Source organism: Brachybacterium atlanticum (assembly GCF_025669985.1).
Classification (GTDB): Bacteria; Actinomycetota; Actinomycetes; order Actinomycetales; family Dermabacteraceae; genus Brachybacterium; species Brachybacterium conglomeratum.
Genome location: NZ_JAKJJW010000028.1, coordinates 22884 through 46077, shown reverse-complemented (window position 1 = coordinate 46077; position 23194 = coordinate 22884). Strand labels below are relative to the sequence as shown.

The following is a 23194-nucleotide window of genomic DNA, read 5'->3' as shown; positions in this document are numbered from 1 at the left end:
CCGGCCGCAGAGTCGATGCCCCAGGTCCTGCGCCGACCCGCCCCCTGCCGCGTGTCGGGGGGACCACGGGCGCCGGCGGTCCCGGGGCGCATCCCGAGGACGCGCGCGCCGGAGCGTGGGGCGAGGAGCCGCAGCCCGTGCACGACAGCCGCGGACACGGCGGCCCTGCCGGGCCCGGCGGTCCGCCGCGCACCCGGCGTCACCGTGCCCGGAGCCCGCGCCCGATGCGGCTCGGCGCGACCCTCGCCGTGCTGCTGCTGGTGATCGTGCTGGGCTGGGGCGCGGGCCTCACCCTCTGGGCGAACAGCCGGATCGAGCACGTCGACGCGCTGTCCGAGGCGGAGAACACGCCCGGGACCACCTATCTCATCGCCGGCTCCGACGAGCGCGACGGCGAGGCCGTCAGCGCCGACGGCACCGAGGGCGCCCGCACCGACACGATCATGCTCCTGCACAAGGCGCGGGGCGGGAAGAGCTACCTGATCTCGCTGCCCCGCGACACGCTCGTGGACATCCCCGGGTACGGCGGGTACAAGCTCAACGCCGCCTACTCCTTCGGCGGCGCTCCCCTGCTGGTCGAGACCGTCGAGGAGTTCACGGGGCTGACGATCGACCACTACGTCGAGATCGGCTTCGACGGCGTCTCGCAGGTGGTCGACGCGGTCGGCCATGTCAACCTGTGCATCGACCAGGACGTGGACGACGAGAAGTCGGGGCTGAAGATGACGGAGGGCTGCCACGACGTGGGCGGCGAGCAGGCCCTCGCCTTCGTGCGCGCCCGCTATTTCGACCCGACCGCCGACATCGGCCGCCAGGCCCGCCAGCAGCAGTTCGTCTCCGCGCTGATGGACCGGGCCACCTCCCCCGCCGTGCTGCTGAACCCGATCACGCAGGTGCGGCTCGCGGGCGCCGGCTCCGGCGCGCTGACCACCAGCGACGGCACCGGCATCGTGGACGTGGCCCGGATGGCGCTGACCGCCCGCTCCGCGATGGGCTCGGGCTCGCTGTCGATCCCGATCGAGGATCCCGAGTACCAGACCAACAACTCCGGCGTCGCGATCCTCACCGACGACGAGGACATCAGGGCGTTCTTCGACTCGGTAGCCGACGGCACGGCCGAGCCCACGCCGACGGAGGGGTGAGCGCGGGGCGCCGAGGAGCGCCCTTCACGACGAGGAGCGGCCGGCGTCCCAACGTACGTCGGCCGCTTCCTTGTCATGGGCCCTTGCGGGCTGGGGCCCTGCCTCGTGGGGCGCCGGGCTCAGCGGAAGAGTATGTCGATGACGATGTTCACCGAGTTCAGCACCGACTGGCCCTTCGAACGGGAGTAGTCGGTGTAGAGGATGTGCACCGGGTGCTCGGCGACGGTGAGCTTGTGGCGGCCGATCTCCTCGACGATCTCGGAGGCGTGCGCCATCCGGTTCTGCTCGATCGTGATCTTCTCGCACGCCCCGCGGCCCAGCACCCGCAGCCCGTTGTGGGCGTCGGTGAGCTTCACCCCGGAGGTCAGGTTCGAGTACCAGACCGCCCCGCGCAGCACCATGCGCTTGATCAGGCCGGGCTTGGTGCGGGCGTCGAGGAAGCGGGAGCCGAGCACGATGTCCACGCCCTCCGCATCCCGCTTGCGGATCATCTCCGCGGCGTCGTCGACCTGGTGCTGCCCGTCGGCGTCGAAGGTCACGATCTGCCGCATCTGCGGGTCGCGCAGCGCGTAGTCGATGCCGGTCTTCAGCGCCGCGCCCTGGCCCATGTTGTAGGGGTGGCGCACCACGGCGGCCCCGGCCTCCTCGGCGATCCGGGCCGAGCCGTCCGCGCTGCCGTCGTCCACGCAGACCACGAGCGGGTAGCGGGAGCGCAGGTCACGGATCACGTCGCCGATGACGACGCCCTCGTTGAACAGCGGCACGACGAACCAGGTGCAGTCGGCCCCGGGCGCGTTCGTGGCGCGCGAGGGGTCAGGGCTGTCCATGGGTTCTCCTCGTGTGACGGAGCATTCGGCGGCGGGGAGGCGCACGCCCGAGGAGGATACCCTGTTGCGGTGGACACTCTGCTCGAAGCGCTCGGCCCTGCCCTCGGGGTGAGCGGGCGCACCTTCATCATCCAGCTGCTGCTGGTGGCGGGGATCGTGGCGATCGTCGCGTGGCTCTTCGTCAAGCGCGGCGCGAAGCAGCTCGCAGTCCGGCGCCTGCTCGTCATCGCCTTCGCCGTCTTCGCGGCGCTGAACGTGCTGTTCCCCACGATGCTCACGCGCGTGGCGCACATGGTCGGGGTAGGGCGCGGCGCCGATCTGCTGCTGTACGCGACGGTCCTGGTGCTGCTGGGCTTCCTGGCCCTCCAGGAGGCGCGGACGAAGAACGCCGAGAAGCGCACCACCTATCTGGCCCGACAGCTCTGCCTCGACGAGGCGGAGCCGGCCGCGCAGTACCGGGAGCGCTCCCTGCGCGAGCACGACGGATGACGGGCGCCGCGAGCCTCCTCCTCGTCGTCCTGATCGTCCTCGCCGCCGCGTACGTCCCCGGCTATCTCGCCGTCCGCGCGCTGGCCGGCTCCCGCCTGATCGCCCTCGCGTTCGCGCCGGCGATCGGGACCGCGGTGGCCGGGATCGGCGCGATCATCGCCTCCGTGGCGGGGGTGGCCTGGACGCTGCTCCCCTTCGTGGTCCTCTCCGCGCTGCTGGTGCTCCTCGCCCATCTCCTCGCCCGGCGCGGGGTGCGCCTCCCCTCGACGGTGCTCGACGGCCCGCTGCTCGCGCCGCGCCCGCTCGCGGCGCACCTGGGCTGGGCCGGCGCGCTCGTCGCGGGGCTCGCGGTCGCGGTGGTCCCCATCGCGCGGCAGGCCGGCGGCGCCGACGCCGTGCTGGAGCGCTACGACACGCTCTACCACCTCACCGCGCTGACCCACATCCGCGAGACCGGCGACGGCTCGAGCCTCACCCTGAACGCGGTGACCAGCAGCACCCGGGCCCCGTCCTCCTATCCCGCGGCCTTCCACGACCTGGCCGCGCTGGTGCCCGGCGTCGACATCCCGATCGTGCTGAACGGCTCCGTGCTCGCCCTCGCGGTGGTGCCGTGGGTGGTGGGCCTCGCGCTGCTGGCGCGGACGCTGTTCCCGCAGCTGCGGTGGGCACCGCCCGCCGTCGCGCTGGTCGCCGCGGTGATCCCCGCCAGTCCGCTGAACCTGTGGATCCATCTCTCCCCCGTCCCGAACCTCACCGGCTTCGCCGCCCTGACCGGGGCGCTCGCGGGCGCGGTCGCGATCTGGCACGCCCTGACCGGCCCGGTGCGCGCCCGGGCGGGCCTCGACGAGGACGCCTCGGTCTCGGTCCTGCCGCCGCCGTCCTCCCCCGCCGTGCGCGACGCGGCCGACGGCTCCGCCGACGCGGCCCCGGTGTGGCCTGCGATCGGGGCGGCGCTCGGGGTGGTGGGGCTCGCCGGGATCGGTCTCACGCTCATGCAGCCGAACGTCGGGGTGATGGCGCTGATCCTGATCGCGGTGCTGACGATCGTGACGGGGCTTCCCCTGCGGCACACCTGCCGGCGCCTCCTCGCCGTGCCGGTCCTCGCGCTGCTGCCCGTCGCGGTGCTGACCTACACGCCGCTGGGCGCCCGGGTGACGGGCTTCTCCGGCGGTCTGCAGGTGCCGTGGTGGTCGGCGCTGGGCGAGGTGGGCCTCGGCCTGCTGACGGTGTGGCCGATGGCGCTGGGGACGGTGATCGCGGTGCTGTGGTGGCCGGGCCTGGTCTCCACGCTGCGCGGCCCGCTGCGCTGGCTGGCCGTGGCCTGGATCGTGGTCGCCGTGATGTACCTCGACGCCGCGGTCGGCTCGCCGCTGAACCTCTCGGTCCTCTTCTTCCGCGGCCAGGACCGGATCGCGATCCCGCTCGCGATGCTGTCCGCGCTGCTGATGGTGCCGGGGCTGCAGGCCTGGGCTCGCCTGCTGCGGCGCTCCCTGCCGGTGGGCGGGCCGACCGTCCGCGGCCGCGCCGTGGTCGGGGTGCTGGTCGTGCTCGCGACCCTCGCGGCCCTCGGCTCGGTCCCGCCACGGCTGGACAACGCCGAGAAGAACCTCGCGGCGGAGTATCCCGGGCGGGGCCGCTTCCTCCAGGCCGACGAGCTCGAGGCCTTCGCCCGCATCGCCCCGGAGCTGGACCCGGACCTGTCGATCCTGGCCAGCCCGTACTCGGGCGCCGCGCACATGTACTCGCTGTACGGGCTGAACGTCCATCTGCCCGTCGCGGGCACGGCGCTGACCGACCAGGACCGCGCCGCGATCGCGGCGGTCCCCTACGCCGACCGGTGGACCTGGCGCTGCCGGACCCTCGCGGAGGCGGGGATCGGCTACATCTACCAGGAGCGGCAGCCCTACCAGTACGACCCCGCCTTCAGCGCGATCGAGCAGGGCGGGGAGTCCCTCGGCACGGTCCTGTTCGAGACGGACCACTCGCGGCTGATCCGGATCGAGTGCGATCCGCCGCTGTGACCCCGCCCGGTCGCTGATCCCGGCGGAGCGCCGCCCCCTTCAGTGGGCCTGCCGCCGCTGCCCCGGCAGGGCGGCCCTCCGCCGCCCCGCTCGCCGGCACGGACGGCGAGAGGGCGCCACGGCTCGCAGCCCGTGGCGCCCTCTCCGCATCTGCCGGGCCTCCGTGGGGTCAGCCGGCGACGGCCTTCCGGGTCACCTCGATGACGCGCTCGACGTCCTGGTCGGTCAGGCCCGGGAACATCGGCAGCGAGATCTCGCGGCGGTAGTAGTCCTCCGCCACGGGGCACATCCCGCGCTGGTAGCCGAGGTCCTCGAAGACCGGGTGCCAGTAGGCGGGGATGTAGTTGACCTGCACCCCGATGCCCTGCTCGCGCATGGCCTCGAAGATGGCGCGGCGTCGCTCGGCGGGGACCCGCAGCGGATAGAGGTGCCAGGCGGGCGCCGCCCCCTCGGGCACGCCCGGGATCTCGACGCCCTCGAGGTCGCCGAGCGCCTCGTCATAGGCCTTCTTCACCTCGGCGCGGCGGGCCACGAACGCATCGAGGCGCGCGAGCTGGCTCGTGCCGAGCGCGCACAGCACGTCCGGCAGGCGGTAGTTCAGCCCGAAGCTGTGGACCTCCTGGTGCCAGGGGCCCTCGTCGGGATAGCGCTGCACCGCCTTGTCGCGCACCAGGCCGTGGTTCTTGAACGCCCGGGCGCGGGCGGCGAGCTCCGCGTCTGCCGTCACGACGGCACCGCCCTCGGCCGTGGTGAGGTTCTTCGTCGGGAAGAACGAGTAGGTCGTGAGGTCGGCGAGGGAGCCCACCGGGGCGCCGTCCTGGGTGGAGCCGATGGAGTGCGCGGCGTCCTCGAGGAACAGTGCGCCCTGCCGGGAGGCGATCTCGCGCAGGGCCGTGGCGTCGACCGGCACGCCGGCGTAGTCGACGCCCGCGATGACCTTGGTCCGCTCGGTGACCGCGGCCTCGACGGCGGCGGGGTCGAGGTTGCCGGTGGCCGGGTCGACGTCCGCGAACACGATCTTCGCACCGTGCAGGGCGGCGCCCGCAGCGGTCGCGACGAAGGTCAGCGGGGTCGTGACGACCTCGTCGCCGGGCTCGATGCCGGCGGCGGCGTAGGCGACATGCAGCGCGGCGGTGCCGGAGGTGACCGAGACCGCGTGCTCCACGCCCGCGCGCTCCGCGATCGCCGCTTCGAACCGGTCGACCTCGGGGCCCGTGGTCAGCCAGTCGCTGCGCAGCGCCGCCTCGACGGCCGCGATGTCGTCGGACTCGATGGACTGACGGCCGTACGGCAGCACCTCAGATCCCTCCCTCGATGATGTCCGCGATCTCCTGCTGGGTGTACCACTGGTCGTTGGAGTCCGAGCGGAAGAAGAACCCGGGCTCGACCGGCACGGCGCCCTCGGGGGCCTTGTAGCCCCAGGTCGCGAGGTCGGGCTGGATGATGAAGTACTTGCCGTCCTCGATGATGACCGCGCGGCGGCCCTCCTCGGGGCTGATCATCTCCTCGTGGAGCTTCTCGCCGGGGCGCAGGCCCACGTCGACCATCTCGGCGCCGGGCACGACGGCCTGTGCGAGGTCGGTGACCTTCATGGAGGGGATGCGCGGCACGAGCAGCTCGCCGCCCTGCATGAGCTCGAAGGTGTCGATGACCATCTGCACGGCCTGCGGCAGGGTGATGAAGAAGCGGGTGCAGGTCATGTCCGTGATCGGCAGCGGCTTGCCCTCCTCGCCGAGGCGGCGGAAGAAGGGGATGACCGAGCCGCGCGAGCCCATCACGTTGCCGTAGCGCACCACGGCGAAGCGGGTGTCGTAGCTCGCGGCGTAGTGGTTGCCCGTGATGAAGAGCTTGTCGGCGGTGAGCTTGGTGGCGCCGTAGAGGTTGATCGGGCTGGAGGCCTTGTCGGTGGACAGGGCCACGACCTTCTTGACGCCGGCGTCGATGGACGCCTCGATGACGTTCTGGCTGCCGAGGATGTTGGTCTTGACGAACTCGAAGGGGTTGTACTCCGCGGTGTCGACCTGCTTGAGCGCGGCGGCGTGGACGACGTAGTCCACGTCCTTCAGCGCACGGGCGAGGCGGCGCTCGTCGCGGACGTCGCCGAGGAACCAGCGCAGGCGGGGGTCGTTGCCGAACTGGTTGCGGACCTCGTACTGCTTGAGCTCGTCCCGCGAGAAGACGACGACCCGTCGCGGGTCGTGGTTGTCGAGCACCTCACGCAGGAAGGCCTTGCCGAAGGAGCCGGTCCCACCGGTGATGAGGATGGAGGCACCGTTGAGGAGCGACATGCAGATCTCTTTCGTCGACGGGGTTGGGGCGGCGCGCGGGCGACCCAGGACGCGCGTGCCATTATGGCACGGTGACCGATACACGAACCGTCGCAGTGATCCAAGCTCGGACAGGTTCCTCCCGCCTCCCCGGGAAGGTGCTCCGGCCGCTCGGCGGCCGACCGGTCCTGGGATGGATGGTGCGGGCCGCCCGCGCCGCCAAGGGCATCGAGGACGTGGTGGTGGCGACGTCCACCGCCCCCGGGGACGACGCCGTCGCCGAGCTCGGCGAGGAGCTGGGCGTGCAGGTGGTCCGCGGCAGCGAGGACGACGTCCTCTCCCGCTTCGTGCTCGCCCTGGAGGAGACCGGGGCCGATGCGGTGGTGCGCCTGACCGCGGACTGCCCGCTGGCGGACCCCTCGCTGATCTCCGCCGTGGTAGGGCTGTGGAGGACCGATCCGTCGCTGGACTACACCGCGACCACGCTGGTGCGCACGCTGCCGCGCGGACTGGACGTCGAGCTCGCCTCGCGGGAGGCGCTGCTGACGGCCGACGCGGAGGCCGAGAGCTTCCACCGCACGCACGTCACCTCCTATCTCTACGACTCCAAGCGCTACTTCCGCACCATGGGCCTGGTCGTCCAGCCGGCCGCGAACGACCTGCGGGTGACCCTGGACACCGTCGAGGACGGCGAGATGCTCGACGCGGTCGTCGCCGAGCTGGGGGATCGCGCCCCGGCATGGCACGAGGTGGTGGACCTGCTGCGCTCACGCCCCGACATCACCCGGATCAACGCGGGCGTGCGCCAGAAGAAGCTGGCCGACGGATGACCCACGTCGCGATCCGGTGCGACGCGACCCCGTCGGGAGGCATCGGCCACCTGGTGCGGGCGCTCTCCGTCGCCGACGCCGCCCGCGCCGCCGGGCACACCGTGGTGGTCGCCGGCTCGATCGAGGCGCCGCTCGCCCGGCACCTGCTGGACGAGTCCGGTCTCGAGGTGACCGCGGCGCCCGAGGACCTCGGGATCCTCGCCGCCGAGCAGGGCGCGAGCGTCGTCCACGTCGACGACTACTCGATCGGGGCCGACGCCCGGGACCAGGTGCGCGCGGGCGGCGCGCTGCTGTCCTCGATGGAGGACGGCGCCTTCGGCCGCCGTCCGGCCGACGTCGTCGTCGACTCCACGATCCGCGCCGAGCGGGTCGGCCGCCCCGAGGACGGCAGCGGCGAGGTGCTCCTCGGCATCGCCTACGCCCCCATGCGCGCCGAGGTGCGCGCCGCGCGGGAGAAGCGGGTCCATGAGGACCACGACGTCAGCCGCGGCGCCCGGGTGCTGATCGTCATGGGCGGCACCGACGCGACCGGCGCCGCCGGGACCCTCGCCGCCGTCTGCGCCGCGGCAGAGGGCGTCGCGCACGTGAGCGTCATCGCGCCCGAGCACGGCTGGGACGCGGTCCGGGCCGAGGCCGGGGAGGACGTCGAGCTGCTCGCCCCCTCCCCCGCCTTCCTCGAGCGGGCGAGCGCGGCGGACCTCGTGGTCAGCGCCGCGGGCACCACGGCCTGGGAGCTGGCCTGCATCGGGGTTCCGAGCCTGCTGGTCGCGGTGGTGGAGAATCAGCGCGCCGGCTACGAGGCCGCCCTTGCCGAGCGGATCGCCCGCGGGCTCGGCACCCTTGAGCAAGTGCGCACCGACCGCCCTGCGGCGACCGCGGAGGTGGAGCGGGCGATCGCGGACCTGCGCGCGATGCGCAGCTGGACCTCGGTGGGCCGGGAGAAGGTCGACGGTCACGGCGCGGAGCGGATCGTCGCCGCCTGGGACGCGGCGCTCGCGCGCCGGATCGGAGCGGCGGAGACGCCGGTCGCGGCGCGTCCCGCGACCCCGTCGGACTCGCCGCTGCTGCTGCGCTGGCGCAACGACCCGGAGACCCGGAAGGTCTCCCGCGACTCCGCCCCGGTGCCGTGGCAGTCCCACTCCACCTGGTACGCGCGGACCCTGGAGAACCCGTCCCGCGAGCTGTACGTCGTCGAGCGGGGCGGCGCGCCCGTCGGCACCGTGCGCTTCGACGCGCTGGAGGAGGCGCCCGCGGGCGAGGAGTGGGAGGTGTCCATCACCCTCGCCCCCGAGGCGCGCGGCCACGGGCTCTCCCGTCCGGTGCTCGCCGCCGGCGAGGCGGCCTTCGGGGCGCGTCACCCCGGCGCCGTCGTCGTCGCCGCGATCCTTCCCGACAACCTGCCGTCCCAGCGGCTGTTCGCCGGGGCCGGCTACGTGCTCGATCCGGACCGCGACGGCGGCGAGTTCGACGTGCTGGTCAGACGAGATCCCAGCTGAGCGGCGTTCCGCGCTCGACGTCCTTCGCGAAGGTGCGGCCGAGGACCACGTCGAGATAGCGCGGCTCGAGCCCGCCCGCGGGGCGGATCGAGCGGACGTTCTCCGCGGTGATCTCCTCTCCGGCGCGCACGTCCTTCACCACGAACAGCGAGCGGCGCAGGCGCTGGGACTCGGCCTCGGACGTCGTCGGGCCGACGTGCACCTCGCCGAGCGCGAGCCAGGCCGCGTAGGACTCGTCGACCAGGGCCTTCAGCTCCTCGGGCTCGAGGGAGAAATCGGAGTCTACGCCGCCGTCGGCGCGGCGCAGCGTGACGTGCTTCTCGAGGATCGCGGCGCCGAAGGCGACGGCCGCGACGCTCACGCCGATGCCCTTGGTGTGGTCGGAGAGGCCGCCGACGACCTTCCAGGTGTCGGCGAGCACCGGGATGGTGCGCAGGTTCGACGCCTCGGCGGTCGCCGGGTAGGAGGAAGTGCAGCCGAGCACGGCGATCTGCTCGTTGCCCTCGGCGCGAAGGGTCTTGACGGCGAGGTCCACGTCGCCGGCATCGGCGGCGCCGGTGGAGAGGATCACCGGCTTGCCGGTGCGGGCCACCTTGCACAGCAGCGGGATGTCGCCGATCTCGAGCGACGCGATCTTGTAGACCTGGGCGCCGAGGTCCTCCAGCAGGTCGACGGCCGTGTCGTCGAAGGGGCTGGAGAACGGGATCATGCCGTGCTCGCGGGCGCGGGCGAAGATCGCCTCGTGCCACTCCCACGGGGTGTGCGCCTCCTGGTAGAGGCTGTAGAGGTTCCGTCCGCCCCACAGGCCGTGGCTGTCGGTGATGCGGAAGGCGGGGCCGTCGGCATCGATGGTGATCGTGTCCGCCGTGTAGGTCTGGAGCTTGATCGCCGGGGCGCCGGTCTCCGCGATCGCGTCGACGATCGCGAGGGCGCGACCGAGGTCGCCGTTGTGGTTGCCGGACATCTCCGCGGCGACGAAGGGGGCATGGGTCTCGCCGACCTGGAGGTCGCCGATCCGCAGGGACTTGGGGGTACCGTTCTGGCTGAAGGACATGCGCCGATCGTACTGGAGCAGGTGGCGGCGCCCGCCCGTCAGCTGTGCAGGGTGCTGCGGACGAGACGCTCCAGCCGGGTCCGGCACTCCGCGAGGACGGGGTCGACGCACTCCTGGTAGGGGGCGGTGAAGTCGATCCAGGGCGGGGCGATGATCGTCGAGTTGCGGGAGAGCTGGTCGACGGATGTCCTGCCGCCCGCCGTGCGGTAGAGGTAGTTCTCCGGCGAGAAGCCGAGCAGCCAGGTCGGGGTGCCGACGGCGGCGGCGAGCTCCATCGGGACCGTGCTGATGCCGATCACGAGGTCCATGGAGGCGACGTGCGCCGCGAGCCCCTCGAGGTCGTCGAAGAGGTCGACGCCATGGATCTGCCGGATCCCGTGCTCCTCCAGAGAGGCCCTCTCCGCGTCGTCGGTCGCGTGCTGGATCGACCAGAACTCGACCCCGTCCACGTCCAGCAGCGGGGTGAGCTGCTCGAGGCCGATGTACATCATCCGCCGGGTGCCGCCGGAGAAGCGGCTCCTCCACACCAGGCCCACCTTGAGCCTCCCCCCGGCGCGCGGCACAGCCCGGGCGGGATCCGGGACGAGAGAGGCACCGGTGTCCTGTCGCGGGAGCACGCCGGCGAAGCGGTTGAAGGTGAGGTTCTGGCCGTAGGTGACGTGATCGGCGGCCTCGACGTAGGGGTCGCAGTGGGCGGGCAGGTGGCTGGCGAGGATGAAGTCGCTGTACCGGCCGTCGTAGACGGGGTTCAGGTGGCCGCGGATCCGACGGGCGACGTCGACGAACCCGATCGTGGGGAAGCTCCGCTCGAGCAGGGTCCGCAGCCGCGGGTCGCAGGTGGCGGTGACCCGGTAGCGCGCGGCGAGCTCGCCGAGGTGCTGCGCGCCGCGGATCTCGTCGCCCACTCCGTCGTCGGTGATGAGGAAGAGGGAGGAGCCGGGATCCTCGGGCAGCGGCGCGGCGTTCAGGAACCTCTCCCCGAGGTCGCGCTCGAGGATCCGCCACGGCGGCGCGGTGCGGCGCACGCTCCAGGCCTTCAGGTACTGGCCCGTGAGCATGAGGGTGGTCCCCTGGTCGCGGTCGCCGCGGCGGATCCCGGCGCGGCCGGCGCTGGCGCTGCCGTAGCCGATCTCGTTCCGGAGGTCGATGACGGTGCGGTCGCCGTCCAGGCGGGCGTAGACGAGCCGGAGCCCGGTCGCCGCGACGGTGTAGGTCGGGTCCTCGACGAGGACGGAGTGGAGCAGGTCCGCGGCGTCTCGGTGCTCGCCCCGCTCCATCGCGATCAGCCCGCGGCCGCAGCGGGCGCCGAGCATCGTCTCCGGCACGCCGCGGAGGGTGGGGACCAGTGCGTCGAGCCCGGGCAGGAGGTCCTTCACGGTGAGCACGCGCAGGAGAGAGTCGCGGGTGTGCACGTCCATGGCGTCGAAGCGGGAGGTCGTCGCCTCGAGGCACGCTTCGTAGAAGTCCTGGTGCGCGGGACTCTGCCCCCGCAGGTCGTGGGCGAGGGCGAGCACGCCCGGCATGCCGCGGTGCTCGGCGGGGACGGCGTCGAGGTCCGCGACGAGGGCGCCCGAGTCGAAGCGCAGCGCGGCCTCGGCGACGGCGCGGTCGCGCAGCCCGTGCTCGGACAGCTGCCGCTCAAGGAGGGTGCGGGCGGTGTCCGCGTGCCCGTGGGTGACGAGGTCGTGGACGTAGCGGAGGTTGTCCTTCCAGCGGAAGGGATCCTCGTCCCCGCCGGCGAAGAAGTCCCTCACGTCGATCTTCTCGAACCCGGCCGTGCGGAGGCGGAACTCGCGGAAGCGCAGGTCTCGGAGGGTGGCGCCGGGGGCACGTGAGCCGCCCTCGGAGGTGCGCAGCGTGCGGAGCGCCGCTACCTTCTCGGCGGTGGGGAGACCCGAGAGCTGGATCCACTCGGCGAGCCTCACACGCTGGGCCGGGGTGAGGTCCCGATCGGCGAGGGAGCCGAGATGCGGGGCCAGGAGCTGGTCGGCGCGCAGCCCCTCCTGGCCGCTGAGCAGGGTGACGCCGACGAAGCACTCGTCCAGCAGGTCCAGCTCGTCCGTGTCGATCCCGTCCAGCAGCGCGGCGGCGGAGCGGAAGTTCCTCATCCGTGCGAGATGGCGGGCCCCGGTCAGGACGATGTCCGGGTCGGTCCCCGGGTCGTTCGCCGCGACGAGCGCGCGGCGCTCCGAGAGATCGAGCAGCGGTCTCACGACACGGGTGAGCTTGCGGAACACGGCACCACCTGGGATTCGGGTCGAGCACCGATCGGCTCGTCACTGAGCCTTATCCTATCCGGGTGATCCGCGTGTCACCTGCGAGATCGGAGGCCCGGCCGTGGGTCCGCGGGCAGCGACGCACCCCCGGACGGAGCCGCCCCTCAGGCGGTCCCGAAGATGTCGTGCCGGCTGGCGGGGACCTCGTAGGGGACGAGGTCGTGCGGCGAGGTCGCGAGGCGGAACAGGTCCGACTCGACGTCCTGCAGGGTCTCCTCGTGGCCCGGCACCGGGATCACGAAGGTCGGGCAGCCGAGCGCCGCGGACTCCCACAGCGAGGTGGAGAACGTACCCACCGCCATCGCGGAGCGCGTGATGGTGGTCAGCGTGTCCTCCTCGGCGATGTCCACGGCCTCCTCGAGGCCGGCGGCGGCGAGCTCGCGCCCGATGATGGTCCGCTGCGCGGGATGCGGGGCGATCACGACACGCATCCCCGGCCGCTCGCGGACGAGCTCCTGCACGAAGGCGAGGATCCGCCGCAGCACCCGCGGCTGGGAGACCACGCAGACGTCCCAGCGCTTCTCCACGGTCGAGGGGCTCTCGATCGCAGCGGTGAGCTCCTCCTGCTGGCGCGGCACCACCACGTGCTCGTCGTAGACGTTGGTGCGCTCGGCCCAGAAGTCCGACCAGGCGTAGAAGCGGGTCGCGCCGTAGCGGGGCTTCTGCCCGAACCAGAACGACGGGGCATAGTGGCTGGTCAGCGCGTACTGGATGTCCGAGACCCGCGCCCCGGAGCGGCTCGCGGCCGCTGCGATCCCCGCCCACCAGTGGCTGGAGGCGATCAGCACCTCCTCCGGCTTCACCCGCTCGAACACGGGCGTGAAGAACTCCCGCTCCGCGAGGAACTTCACCAGGCGGTTGCGCAGGTGATCGCCGAGGTCCACCCGGATCCCGAGCGCCTCGCTCAGCGCGGCCTCGAAGGGGCGCGCATCGACCTCGGGCACGCGGAGGTGGGACCAGCGCCGGCGCCAGTCCTTCTTCCACTGCGTGAACTCCGCGAAGGGGTAGACCATGTTCGTCTCGTCCACGTCCGGATAGCCGTCGGCGCCCGGCTGCACCACGAACAGAGACTCGTCGTCGACGAACGGGGCAGTGCGGTAGCCGCTCTGACCGCGCCGCGCGTAGTCGAACACGACCCGGTCGGCCCGAGGAGCCTTCGACAGGCGCTTGCTGCCGAGGTACTCGTCCCGCACGTCGCCGCCGACGGCGGGCGCCGCGCCCCAGAAGCCGGCGGCCTCGGCCAGCTGGATCACCAGTGCCGAGCGTCCGAGCTCCCACAGGTGCACGTCGTCGGCCGTGGTGATCTCGAACAGGCCGTGCTTCCGCTCGGCCTCGCAGAGGCGCTCGAACATCTCGCCGTAGGACCACGGCGGGCTCACGCGTCGGCGCGAGGCGCCGTCGCGCAGCTCCACCCAGTCGTACTCACCGCGCACCGAGACCGTGGGGCGCTCGGCGGTGCCGGCGTTGCGGACCTGCACCCCCCCGGTCTGGTTGATCGGCGTCCCGAAGCTGTCCACGCCGGCGGTGACCGGGTACCACGGATGGCGCGGGATCTCGCGTCGGGTGGGAGCTGCCGGCGCCCGGGACAGGCCGGAGAGGATGCGCATCGTCGAGGCCGCGGCGCTCGGGCCGATGTCCAGCAGCGGGGTGAGGATCGAACGGGCGTCGACGGTCCCGCCGGCGGAGGTCTCGTCCTCGAGGTCGAGGTCCGCGGACTGGCCGAGCGGGGCCTCGCCCTCGGTGGGGTTCGCCGAGGGCTGCGAGAGCGTCGCCCCCTCGGCGCCGGCGAGCTCGCGCCGAGCCCGCATCCGAGTGCCGACCGTGGTGGCGACGTCGCGCGCCTTCCACACGACGTCCCGCGGAGCCCGCATGGCGAGATGAGCCAGTGCGGTCGGGGCGTGCAGCGGGAGCGTCCCGCCGGAGGTCCCGAAGATCGCGTCCTGCGCCGCGGGCCGTCCGGCGCCGTATCGGGCGTCGCGGCGCAGATGGGCCAGCACGACGAGCTCGTGCTGGGCGGTGGTGCTGGCGAGATAGTGCCGGTCCCCGGAGCCGGGGGCGGTGGTGTACGAGATCACCACGGGGGCGGAGGCCTCGAACTCGATCCGGGTCGTACCGCGCTGGGTCCGCACCTTGGCGGCCCGGGTCTGGAGGCCGTCGTCGACCTGCACGTCGTGCAGCCCGACGAGCGAGGTGACGGTGAGCTGGTGGAGGCGTCCGCCGCGGGTGCGGCGCGCGCGATGCTCGATCTCTTCGGTCCCGATCGGCTCCTTCCCGTCGGTGGCGAACACGTTCGCGAGGTCGAGCGGCGCGTCGTGCGGGCCGAAGAACTCGCGGTACTGCTCCACGACTGCCGAGGGGGCGAACCGCTCGTCGTAGCGCTCCCGTGCGCGTCGCCCGAAGCGCTCCCGCAGCGCCGCGTCCGCGGCGACCTCGCCGAGCCGTGCCGCGAGCTGCTCGACGTCGCCGAGGGGGACGATGTATCCGCTGGCGCCGTCCTCGATCGCCTCACGCGGTCCGAAGTCGAAGTCGTAGGAGACGGTGGGGCGTCCCTGGTACATCGCCTCCAGCAGGGGATACGGGAAGCCTTCGGAGAGCGAGGACATCAGCACGATGTCCGCGGTGGAGTAGACGTCGTGCTCGGTGCCGAAGCCGGGCATGTGCACGCGGCCGCCGAGGTCGAGGGAGTCCACGAGCTCGCGGACGGCGACGTAGTAGGGGTTGTTGCGGTTGATGTTCCCCCACAGCGTGAGGTGGACGGACTCGTCCTCGATCAGGGACAGCGCCCGCACCGCGTCGAGCTGGTTCTTGCGGTGCTGGAAGGAGGCGGGCAGGGCGATGTTCACGCCCTCGTGCTCGACGCGCTGGATCGCCCCGGGACCCTCCCCGGGGAAGTTCGGGATGAACACCACGTCCTCGTCGGCGAAGGTCGGGATGAACTGCTGGCGCAGTCCGTCGGCGACCGTCTGCAGCCGGTCGATGACGTCGCGGGTCGCCATCAGCGGGTCCCAGAGCTCGGCATGGTGGAGGTAGTCGCCATGGATCTGAAGGACGGTGCGGGGGCGGCGTGCGTCCCCGCCGAGCGCGTGCTGGAAAGCGAGGGCCTGCACCGGGGCGGTGAACACGATCGTGTCCTCCTCCGTGAGCGCGTCGTTGAGCTCCCGGAGGGCGGCCAGCTCGTTGGCCGTGAACTCGTAGTGCAGCGCGCCGAGGTCGCCGGTGAGCTCGGGGTGCGCGTTGCGGTGCAGCAGACGGCCGCCGTCGGCCGGAAGCGCACGCAGCGTGTAGGCGGGGACCTCGAAATCCAGCGGCCACACCGGGAGCATCCGGCTCGCGATGTCGCCGGTGCCGAGGAAGCCCAGCACCGCCACCGCGTATCCCGCCGCACTCAGCCCGTTGCCCAGCTGGACGACGGACTTGTGGTAGCCGGTGGGTCCGGCGACCTCGTTGGTGCAGATCACGATCATTCGGGCGACAACCTTCCTCAGGTCACGGGGTCAGGGGAGAGTGCTCCACGGGGTCACCGTGCGGGGACGAGCGGCTCCGGCAGGAGGGCGTCGCGCGAGGGGAGGCGCGGGAGCCGGCCGGGCAGATGGCTGAGCGGGTGGCGCAGGAACACCAGAGGGGACTGTCCGGAGCCGGCGTCCTGCGCGCCCTCGGTCCGCTCCACGAGGCCGAGCACCGCGCCCGCCTTCCGCAGCGGGGCACCGCCCCAGTAGCTGAGGAACGGTCCGGCGGTGCTGCGATCCCAGCCGAGCGCCGCCCGCAGCGCCGCCGGGGACAGCAGGTGCTCGTGGCCGAGCTCCGCCAGGGCGACGGCGCGCCGGGTCGCGTCCTCGACGGTGTCGTCGTGGAACTCGGGCCACAGCTCGCGCGTGCGACGGGAGACCTCGGTGCCGAGGGAGCCGATGGCGAGGTCGCCTCCGTAGATCGCGGTGGGCGTGCCCTCGGCGGCGGCGTAGACCACTGCGGTGGAGAGCTGGTTGGACACGACGCGCCGCGCCCCGCGGACGAGGCGGAGGATCCGGCCGAGGAACTGCGGGTCGCGCCGCTCCCCCGCGCTGACGACGCGGTGGCCGTGCTCGCTCCAGACCTGCACCTTCTCCGGGCGATCGAGGTCCTCGGGGTGGAGGCAGACGAGGGAGGGGCCGTCGCGCTCGGCGAGCTCGCGAGCGAGGTCCGCGTCGTCGTGCTGGAGCTTGACGAGGCGGGTGTCGTGGACGGGGAAGGCGACGGTCGCACCGAGAGCGGCCACGGACTCGTCGGCCGTCAGCGCGCTGAGGTACAGGAAGGGCGCCCCGATCGGCGTGGTGAGGAAGGGGTCCTCGGCGGGCTCCCAGCCCCGCGCCCGGTGGCTCCACACCAGACGGCGGGAGGTGCGGGGAAGGCGCGCGAAGTCGGAGAAGTGCACCAGCGAGGGCGAGCGGACGGTCCAGCCGTGCTGGAGGAGCCCGTGGAGGTGGCGGACGGAGTCGAGCCCCGCGTGGAGGGCGAGGGCGGCGCTGTGCCCGTAGTAGTGGTTCTGGATGTCCATGGGCTCAGCCGAAGATGTCGTGTCGGGAGGCGGGGACCTCGTAGGGGACGAGGTCGTGCGCGGTGCGCGCGAGGCGGAACAGGCCCGACTCGACGTCCTGGAGGGTCTCCTCGAAACCCGGCACCTCGATCACATAGGTCGGGCAGCCCAGTGCCGCGGACTCCCACAGAGAGGTGGAGAACGTGCCGACCGCCATGACCGACCTCGTGATCGTGGTCAGCGTGTCCTCCTCGGCGATGTCGACCGACCCCTCGAGCCCGCTCGCAGCGAGCTCCTGCCCGATGATCTCGCGCTGCGCGGGATGCGGGGCGATCACGACACGCAGCTCGGGGCGCTCCGCCACCAGCTCCTGCACGAAGGTCAGGATCCGCCGCAGCACCCGCGGCTGCGAGATGACGCAGACGTCCCAGCGCTTCTCCTCCGTGCTGGGGGCCTCGATCGCGGCGGTCAGCTCCGGCTGCTGCCGGGGGACGACGACGTGCTCGTCGTAGACATTGGTGCGCTCGGCCCAGAAGTCCGACCAGGCGTAGAAGCGGGTCGCGCCGTAGTGCGGCTTCTGCCCGAACCAGAAGGAGGGGGCGTAGTGGCTGGTCAGCGCGTACTGGATATCGGAGACCCGCGCCCCCGAGCGAGCAGCGGCGGCGCCGATGCCGGCCCACCAGTGGCTGGAGGCGATCAGCACCTCCTCCGGCTGCACGCGCTCGAACACGGGCGTGAAGAACTCCCGCTCCGCGAGGAACTTCGCGAGGCGGTTGCGCAGGTGGTCGCCGAGGTCGATGCGGATCCCGAGCGCCTGGGTCAGCGCGGCCTCGAAGGGGCGCGCATCGACCTCGGGCACGCGGAGGTGGGACCAGCGCTGTCGCCAGTCCTTCTTCCACTGCGTGAACTCCGCGAAGGGGTAGACCATGTTCGTCTCGTCCACGTCCGGATAGCCGTCGGCGCCCGGCTGCACCACGAACAGAGACGCGTCGTCGACGAACGGGGCAGTGCGGTAGCCGCTCTGACCGCGCCGCACGTAGTCGAAGACGACGGTGTCCGCGGACGGCGCGGTGGTGAGCCGCTTGCCGCCGGTGTAGACGTCCTGGACGGTGCCCTGCGCGGCGGCGAGGGGTCCCCACAGGCCGGCGGCCTCGGCCAGCTGGATCACGAGCGCCGAGCGGCCGAGCTCCCACAGGTGCACGCCGTCGGCCGTGGTGATGTCGAACAGGCCGTGCTCGCGCTCGGCGGCGCAGAACCGCTCGAACATCTCGCCGTAGGACCAGGGCGGGGTGATCCGTCGGCGGGAGGCGCCGTCGCGCAGCTCGAGCCAGTCGTACTCGCCCTGGATGCGGACCGTGGGCCGCTTCTCGGTGCCGGCGTTGGTCACCTGGACGCCGCCGCCGGAGTTGATCGGGGCGCCGAAGGAGTCGACGCCGCCGGTGACGGGGAACCAGGGGTGGCGGGGGATCTCGCGGTGGGTCGGCGCGGGTTCGGTGACCGCGACCGCCTTGACGAGCATCGAGGCGGCGGTGGAGGCGTAGGTCCTCGCGACCCGGCCGACGGAGCCCATCGCCTGGGCGGGGAGCCCGACGGCCTTCCCGAGGCCGCCGAGGGTCCCCGCGGAGCCGCCGCTCGAGCTGGCGGGGGCCGACGTGCCGGCCGGCGCGTCCGCCGATGCGTCGGGGGCCGACGGGGCGGCCGGTGCGTGGGCTGCGGTCGCCGGCGCCTCGGTCGTCGGGGTCCCGGCGTCGGGCCCGGGCTGTGCCTCGGCCGACGGGTCGGGAGCGGACGTCGACTCCCCCGCCTCCTGCGCCGTGCGCTCGGGCGACCCGCCGGCAGGCGGCGTCGCGTCGCCCGAGGGCTTCGCGCCCCGGAGCGCAGGCAGGGAGGGCATGAGCTGGCGCAGCTTCCAGGTCACGGCGTCGACGCCCTGCGCCCCGAACTCGGCCAGGTCCGCCGGGGTGGTGCGCCAGGAGACGTGCTTCGCCCCGCCGCGCGAGGCGAGGAGCGAGTCGTCGACCGGCGGCGTGCCGTCGCCGTAGTCCGCGTCGCGGCGCAGACGGGGCAGGACGGGGAGCGTCCCGCCGTTCGCGGGGCCGGCGAGGTAACGGCGGTCGGTGCCGCCGGGGACCGTGCTGAAGGAGACGACGCCGCGGCTCCCGACGGGGAACTCGATCACGGTGGTCCCGCCCACGCGGCGCACCGCGGGGCGGAGTATGCGTTCGCCGTCGTCCACCTGGACGTCGTGCAGGACCGTGTCGGAGCGCACGGTGACCTGGTGCAGCCGGCGCAGTCCGGAGCGCGTGACGCGGTGGCTGATCGCGCTCGCGGGCACAGGCTCCCCGCCGTCGGTCGAGAACACGGCCGAGAGGTCGAGGGAGCGGCCCGGGGGCGGGCCGAGCACGGCGCCGTACTTCGCCACGACCGCCTCGGCGGAGAAGCGCTCGTCGAAGATCTCGCGGGCTCGTCGGCCGAAGCGCTCGCGCAGCTGCGCGTCCGCGACCAGCTCGTCGAGCCGGGCGACCAGGGCGTCCACGTCGCCGACGGGGACGATGAATCCGCTGGCGCCGTCCTCGACCGCGTCCCGCGGCCCGAACTCGTAGTCGTAGGTGACGGTGGGCAGTCGGTGGTAGGCGGCCTCGAGGAGCGGGTACCCGAACCCCTCGGACAGCGAGGTCATCAGCACGATGTCCGCGCTGGAGTAGACGTCCTGCTCGGTGCCGAAGCCGGGGATCGAGACCCGGTCCCGCAGCCCGAGCGAGTCGATCAGCTCGTTCACCGCGATGAAGTAGGGGTTCAGCGGGCTGATGTTGCCCCACAGGGTCAGGTGCACCGAGTCGTCCTCGAGCCGGGACAGGGCCCGGATCGCGTCGAGCTGGTTCTTGCGGTGCTGGAACGAGGCCGGCAGCACGATCTCGACGCCGGTCCGGGGCTTGCGCACCACCTGCGCGGGATGGTGGATGTTGGGGATGCACACCACGTCGGCGGCGTCGAAGCGCGAGGCGAACTGCTCGTTCAGCCCCTCGGCGACTGTCTGCACGCGATCGATGGATTCCCGCGCCTCGTCCACCAGCGCCCAGAGCTCGTCGTGGTGGCGGTAGTCGCCGTGCACCTGCAGCAGGGTGCGGGGGCGTCGCTCCTGGCCGGAGAGGGCGTGATGGAAGGCGAGGGCGTGCAGCGGTGTCGTGAAGATCACGGTGTCCTCGGACGTGAGCTCCTCGTTGAGCTGGCGCAGGGCGGCGAGCTGGTCGGCGGTGTAGGCGTAGGGCGTCGAGTAGACGCGCCCGGTGAGGACCGGGTGGACGTTCTCGGCGAGCAGGCGGCCGCCCTGGGCAGGCAGCGTCTGGAGCACGTAGGCGGGTATCTCGGGGTCCAGCGGCCAGCGCGGCATGGCGAGCTCGGCGCCGTCCCCCGTCCCCAGGAAGCTCAGGACCGCCAGCGGGTATCCCCCATGATGCAGGGCGTTCGCGGTCTCGACCACGGACTTGTGGTAGCCGGTGGGGCCGGACAGCTCGTTGACGCAGATCAGGATCATGGTCCGCGCAGTGTATCCACGCGGTCCCGCTCAGATCCGGTTCTTGCGAAGTGCCGCGAGCGACCCGGTGACCAAGTGCACGGCGGCGCTCGGCACGGACAGCCGCTCCTGGCCGCGCAGCACCTGCCACACGGCGCGGATCGCACGGATGCGGTCGGAGGAATGGGAGTCCTCCTGCGCGGCGCGGTAGAGCGCGAGCGGCTCGTCGATCCCGGCGGCGGTGCCGCCCTCGCGCAGGATGCTCAGCCACAGCGCGTAGTCCTCGGCGCCGGGGACGTCCGGCATCGTCACCGGTCCCGTGCGCTCGAGGTCGACCACGGCGGTGAGGTTGCCGATCACGTTGCGGCGCAGCAGACCCTCGCGGGTGAGCTGCGTGGGGACGTGCACGACGCGGCCCTCGGGCACGAAGTCCGCGCCGGTGCCCGCGAAGTCGGCCGGCACGCGGTGGTAGCCGCAGTACAGAAGTGACGCACCGCTCGTCCGGGCGAGATCGAGCTGCCGCTCCAGCTTCTCGGGGAGCCACAGGTCGTCGGCGTCACAGAAGGCGAGGAACCGGCCGGTGCCGCCGGCGATGCCGGAGTTCCTGGCCGCGGCCGGGCCGCCGCTGCGCTCCCGGCGGATGATCCGCACCCGCGCATCACTCTCCGCGAGCTCCTCGGCGATGCGCACCGTGTCGTCCGTGGAGGCGTCGTCGACCACCACCAGCTCGAGGGAGCGGAAGGTCTGATCGAGTACGCTTGTCACCGATCGACGCAGGGTCCGCGCACCGTTGAACACCGGCATCACGACCGTCACCAGCGGGAGCGGATCCTTTGCGGTAGTCACGACGCACGATCATACCGACGCCCGAGGACGGCCCAGCCCGCCGCGCCCGTCCGGCTAGAGGAGAACGAACTTGGCAGATCAGAAGGCGGAGGTACCGCTCGCTCCGCGCCTGACATCCGCAGAGTCAGAAGCGCTCGCCGCGCGGGCGGGACTGGACGAGATGGGGGTCCGGCCGCCGCTGGGCCGCTACATCAAGCAGGTCTGGCAGCGGCGCTCGTTCATCTGGAACCTCTCCGCGTCCCGCGCGTACTCCCGCAACCAGGGCTCGTACCTGGGTCAGGCCTGGGCGATCCTGCGCCCCGTGCTCGACGCGGCCGTGTACGTGATCATCTTCGGCTTCCTGTTCCACTCGAGCGCGCCCGGCATCGAGAATCGGGCGGCGTTCATCACCATCGGCACGTTCACCTACTCCCTGTTCCAGACCTCGGTGATGTCGGGCCTGAACTCGGTGCCCACGAACCTGCAGCTGATCAGATCGCACAAGTTCCCGCGCGCGGTGGTGCCGCTCGCGACGGTGATGACCGAGACCGTGCTGTTCGCCCCGATCCTGGTGGCGATGATGGCGGTCGTGCTGGTGACCGGCGTGCTGCCGGGCATGGGCGTGGTCGTGCCGACCTGGTCCTGGCTGCTGCTCCCCTTCGCGGCCGTGCTGCTCGCGGTGTTCTCCGCCGGCGTCGCCATGTTCTTCGCGCGCCTGGGCGCGCGCGCCCCGGACATCGCCAACGCCATGCCCTTCATCCTGACGCTGGGCCGCTACGCCTCCGGCGCCATGTTTCTGATCTCGGCGATGGTCCCCGACGAGCTCTGGCTGAAGCCGCTCCTGCTGCACCAGCCGGTCGCGATCTACCTGGAGCTGTTCCGTGCGGCGTTCGGCAACGAGCCGCTGATCCCGATGACACCGGGCCTCTGGCTCGAGGCCACCGCCTGGGCAGTGGGCGTCTTCGCCATCGGATTCCTGTACTTCTGGCGCGCAGAGGAGACCTACGGTCGTGACTGAGGACATCGATTTCGAGATCGACCCCGAGAACCTCCCGGACCGCGTGGACCGCGACAAGCCGCTGGGCGCCCCGTCGGTGGTGGTCGACGACCTGCACATCACGTACCGCGTGTTCGGCGCCCGCCGCAGCGGGACCACCAAGCAGCGCGCCTCGCTGTGGGACAAGATGGTCAGCCTCGGCCGCCCCGACACCGGCCCGATCACCGAGGTGCCGGCCGTGCGCGGCGTGTCCTTCGTGGCCCATCACGGCGAGTCGATCGGCATCCTGGGCACCAACGGCTCGGGCAAGTCGACCCTGCTGCGGGCCGTGGCGGGGCTGCTGCCGCCGTCCTCGGGCCGGGTCTTCACCTCCGCCGAGCCGGAGCTGCTGGGCGTGAACGCGGCGATGCTCCCCCGCCTCACGGGCGAGCGCAACATCATGATCGGCGGTCTCGCCCTCGGGCTGAGCACGAAGGAGGTCAAGGAGAACATCCCGAGCGTGGCGGAATTCGCCGAGCTCGGCGACTTCCTGTACCTGCCGATGACGTCCTACTCCTCCGGCATGGCCTCGCGCCTGCGGTTCGCGATCTCGACGATCCGCACCCCGGAGATCCTCATGATCGACGAGGCCCTCGCCACCGGCGATGCCTCGTTCCGCAAGAAGAGCACCGCCCGGATCGAGGAGATCCGCGGACAGGCCGGCACCGTGTTCTTCGTGTCGCACTCGCTCGCCTCCGTGCGGGCGATGTGCACGCGCGCGCTCTGGATCGACAAGGGCGTGCTGGTGGCCGACGGCGACGTCGACGAGGTCGCGGACCTGTACCACGCCTACGTGGAAGGCCGCACCGACGCCTCCTCCGGCGCGAAGCTGAAGTAACGGCCGAAGGGCACGGCCCCGTGAGGGCCGCCCCTGCGAACGGCGGGCCGGGCGATCTCTCGCCCGGCC

At 72.4% G+C, this 23194-nt stretch carries 16 protein-coding genes; 7 read left to right on the top strand and 9 right to left on the bottom strand.

From position 1 onward, the window contains the following. Positions 1-137: 137 nt before the first annotated feature. On the top strand, positions 138-1142 hold the full coding sequence (locus tag L3K22_RS12900; RefSeq protein WP_263311724.1) for an LCP family protein: 1005 nt from the start codon (positions 138-140) through the stop codon (positions 1140-1142). A gap of 119 nt (positions 1143-1261) precedes the next feature. Here the strand turns inward: L3K22_RS12900 and L3K22_RS12895 are convergent, their stop codons facing one another. Then, positions 1262-1969 (bottom strand): glycosyltransferase family 2 protein, encoded by a 708-nt coding sequence (locus L3K22_RS12895; RefSeq protein WP_263311723.1) that lies wholly within the window; start codon positions 1967-1969, stop codon positions 1262-1264. Positions 1970-2038: 69 nt separating this feature from the next. Between L3K22_RS12895 and L3K22_RS12890 the strand changes: the two genes are divergently transcribed. Together L3K22_RS12890 and L3K22_RS12885 are read left to right on the top strand one after the other, a co-directional pair. Further along, on the top strand, positions 2039-2458 hold the full coding sequence (locus L3K22_RS12890) for a DUF2304 domain-containing protein (RefSeq protein ID WP_263311722.1): 420 nt from the start codon (positions 2039-2041) through the stop codon (positions 2456-2458). After that, positions 2455-4479: a DUF6541 family protein gene (locus tag L3K22_RS12885; protein WP_263311721.1), complete on the top strand. Its 2025-nt coding sequence runs from the start codon at positions 2455-2457 to the stop codon at positions 4477-4479. Before L3K22_RS12890 ends, L3K22_RS12885 begins: the two co-directional genes overlap by 4 nt. A 169-nt stretch (positions 4480-4648) precedes the next feature. Here the strand turns inward: L3K22_RS12885 and pseC are convergent, their stop codons facing one another. Next, the gene (gene pseC / locus L3K22_RS12880) at positions 4649-5776 is read right to left on the bottom strand and encodes a UDP-4-amino-4,6-dideoxy-N-acetyl-beta-L-altrosamine transaminase (RefSeq protein ID WP_263311720.1); all 1128 of its coding nucleotides are present in this window, start codon (positions 5774-5776) and stop codon (positions 4649-4651) included. 1 nt (position 5777) lies between these two features. After that, positions 5778-6767, bottom strand: a complete 990-nt coding sequence (gene pseB / locus L3K22_RS12875) for a UDP-N-acetylglucosamine 4,6-dehydratase (inverting) (RefSeq protein ID WP_263311719.1) — start codon at positions 6765-6767, stop codon at positions 5778-5780. Positions 6768-6838: 71 nt separating this feature from the next. Between pseB and L3K22_RS12870 the strand changes: the two genes are divergently transcribed. Together L3K22_RS12870 and L3K22_RS12865 are read left to right on the top strand one after the other, a co-directional pair. Next, positions 6839-7576: a cytidylyltransferase domain-containing protein gene (locus tag L3K22_RS12870; protein WP_263311718.1), complete on the top strand. Its 738-nt coding sequence runs from the start codon at positions 6839-6841 to the stop codon at positions 7574-7576. Continuing rightward, positions 7573-9072: a bifunctional UDP-2,4-diacetamido-2,4,6-trideoxy-beta-L-altropyranose hydrolase/GNAT family N-acetyltransferase gene (locus L3K22_RS12865; RefSeq protein WP_263311717.1), complete on the top strand. Its 1500-nt coding sequence runs from the start codon at positions 7573-7575 to the stop codon at positions 9070-9072. The genes L3K22_RS12870 and L3K22_RS12865 overlap by 4 nt, the downstream gene beginning before the upstream one ends. Here the strand turns inward: L3K22_RS12865 and pseI are convergent. The 6 genes from pseI to L3K22_RS12835 form a co-directional block, all read right to left on the bottom strand. Next, the gene (gene pseI / locus L3K22_RS12860; protein ID WP_263311716.1) at positions 9053-10126 is read right to left on the bottom strand and encodes a pseudaminic acid synthase; all 1074 of its coding nucleotides are present in this window, start codon (positions 10124-10126) and stop codon (positions 9053-9055) included. The genes L3K22_RS12865 and pseI overlap by 20 nt on opposite strands. 38 nt (positions 10127-10164) lie before the next feature. Then, the gene (locus L3K22_RS12855) at positions 10165-12363 is read right to left on the bottom strand and encodes a glycosyltransferase family protein (protein WP_263311715.1); all 2199 of its coding nucleotides are present in this window, start codon (positions 12361-12363) and stop codon (positions 10165-10167) included. Positions 12364-12506: 143 nt separating this feature from the next. Then, positions 12507-15866, bottom strand: a complete 3360-nt coding sequence (locus L3K22_RS12850) for a glycosyltransferase (protein WP_263311714.1) — start codon at positions 15864-15866, stop codon at positions 12507-12509. Positions 15867-15919: 53 nt separating this feature from the next. Beyond that, a complete protein-coding gene (locus tag L3K22_RS12845) occupies positions 15920-16933 on the bottom strand; it encodes a hypothetical protein (protein ID WP_263311713.1) in 1014 nt (337 codons plus the stop codon). A 4-nt stretch (positions 16934-16937) separates the two neighbouring features. After that, complete coding sequence (locus tag L3K22_RS12840) at positions 16938-20447, bottom strand: glycosyltransferase family 4 protein (protein WP_263311712.1); 3510 nt, start codon at positions 20445-20447, stop codon at positions 16938-16940. 30 nt (positions 20448-20477) lie between these two features. Beyond that, the gene (locus tag L3K22_RS12835; protein ID WP_263311711.1) at positions 20478-21272 is read right to left on the bottom strand and encodes a glycosyltransferase family 2 protein; all 795 of its coding nucleotides are present in this window, start codon (positions 21270-21272) and stop codon (positions 20478-20480) included. Positions 21273-21342: 70 nt separating this feature from the next. Here L3K22_RS12835 and L3K22_RS12830 point away from each other — a divergent pair, with 70 nt between their 5' ends. Together L3K22_RS12830 and L3K22_RS12825 are read left to right on the top strand one after the other, a co-directional pair. Further along, positions 21343-22269, top strand: a complete 927-nt coding sequence (locus L3K22_RS12830; protein WP_263311710.1) for an ABC transporter permease — start codon at positions 21343-21345, stop codon at positions 22267-22269. Then, complete coding sequence (locus L3K22_RS12825) at positions 22262-23125, top strand: ABC transporter ATP-binding protein (protein ID WP_263311709.1); 864 nt, start codon at positions 22262-22264, stop codon at positions 23123-23125. The genes L3K22_RS12830 and L3K22_RS12825 overlap by 8 nt, the downstream gene beginning before the upstream one ends. Positions 23126-23194 lie beyond the last annotated feature (69 nt).

Excerpts from the sequence above, each read along its gene's own strand:
- L3K22_RS12895 (WP_263311723.1), bottom strand. The coding sequence starts at position 1,969 with ATGGACAGCCCTGACCCCTCGCGCGCCACGAACGCGCCCGGGGCCGAC.
- L3K22_RS12885 (WP_263311721.1), top strand. The coding sequence starts at position 2,455 with ATGACGGGCGCCGCGAGCCTCCTCCTCGTCGTCCTGATCGTCCTCGCC.
- pseB (WP_263311719.1), bottom strand. The coding sequence starts at position 6,767 with ATGTCGCTCCTCAACGGTGCCTCCATCCTCATCACCGGTGGGACCGGC.
- L3K22_RS12865 (WP_263311717.1), top strand. The coding sequence starts at position 7,573 with ATGACCCACGTCGCGATCCGGTGCGACGCGACCCCGTCGGGAGGCATC.
- pseI (WP_263311716.1), bottom strand. The coding sequence starts at position 10,126 with ATGTCCTTCAGCCAGAACGGTACCCCCAAGTCCCTGCGGATCGGCGAC.
- L3K22_RS12850 (WP_263311714.1), bottom strand. The coding sequence starts at position 15,866 with ATGATCGTGATCTGCACCAACGAGGTCGCCGGACCCACCGGCTACCAC.
- L3K22_RS12845 (WP_263311713.1), bottom strand. The coding sequence starts at position 16,933 with ATGGACATCCAGAACCACTACTACGGGCACAGCGCCGCCCTCGCCCTC.
- L3K22_RS12840 (WP_263311712.1), bottom strand. The coding sequence starts at position 20,447 with ATGATCCTGATCTGCGTCAACGAGCTGTCCGGCCCCACCGGCTACCAC.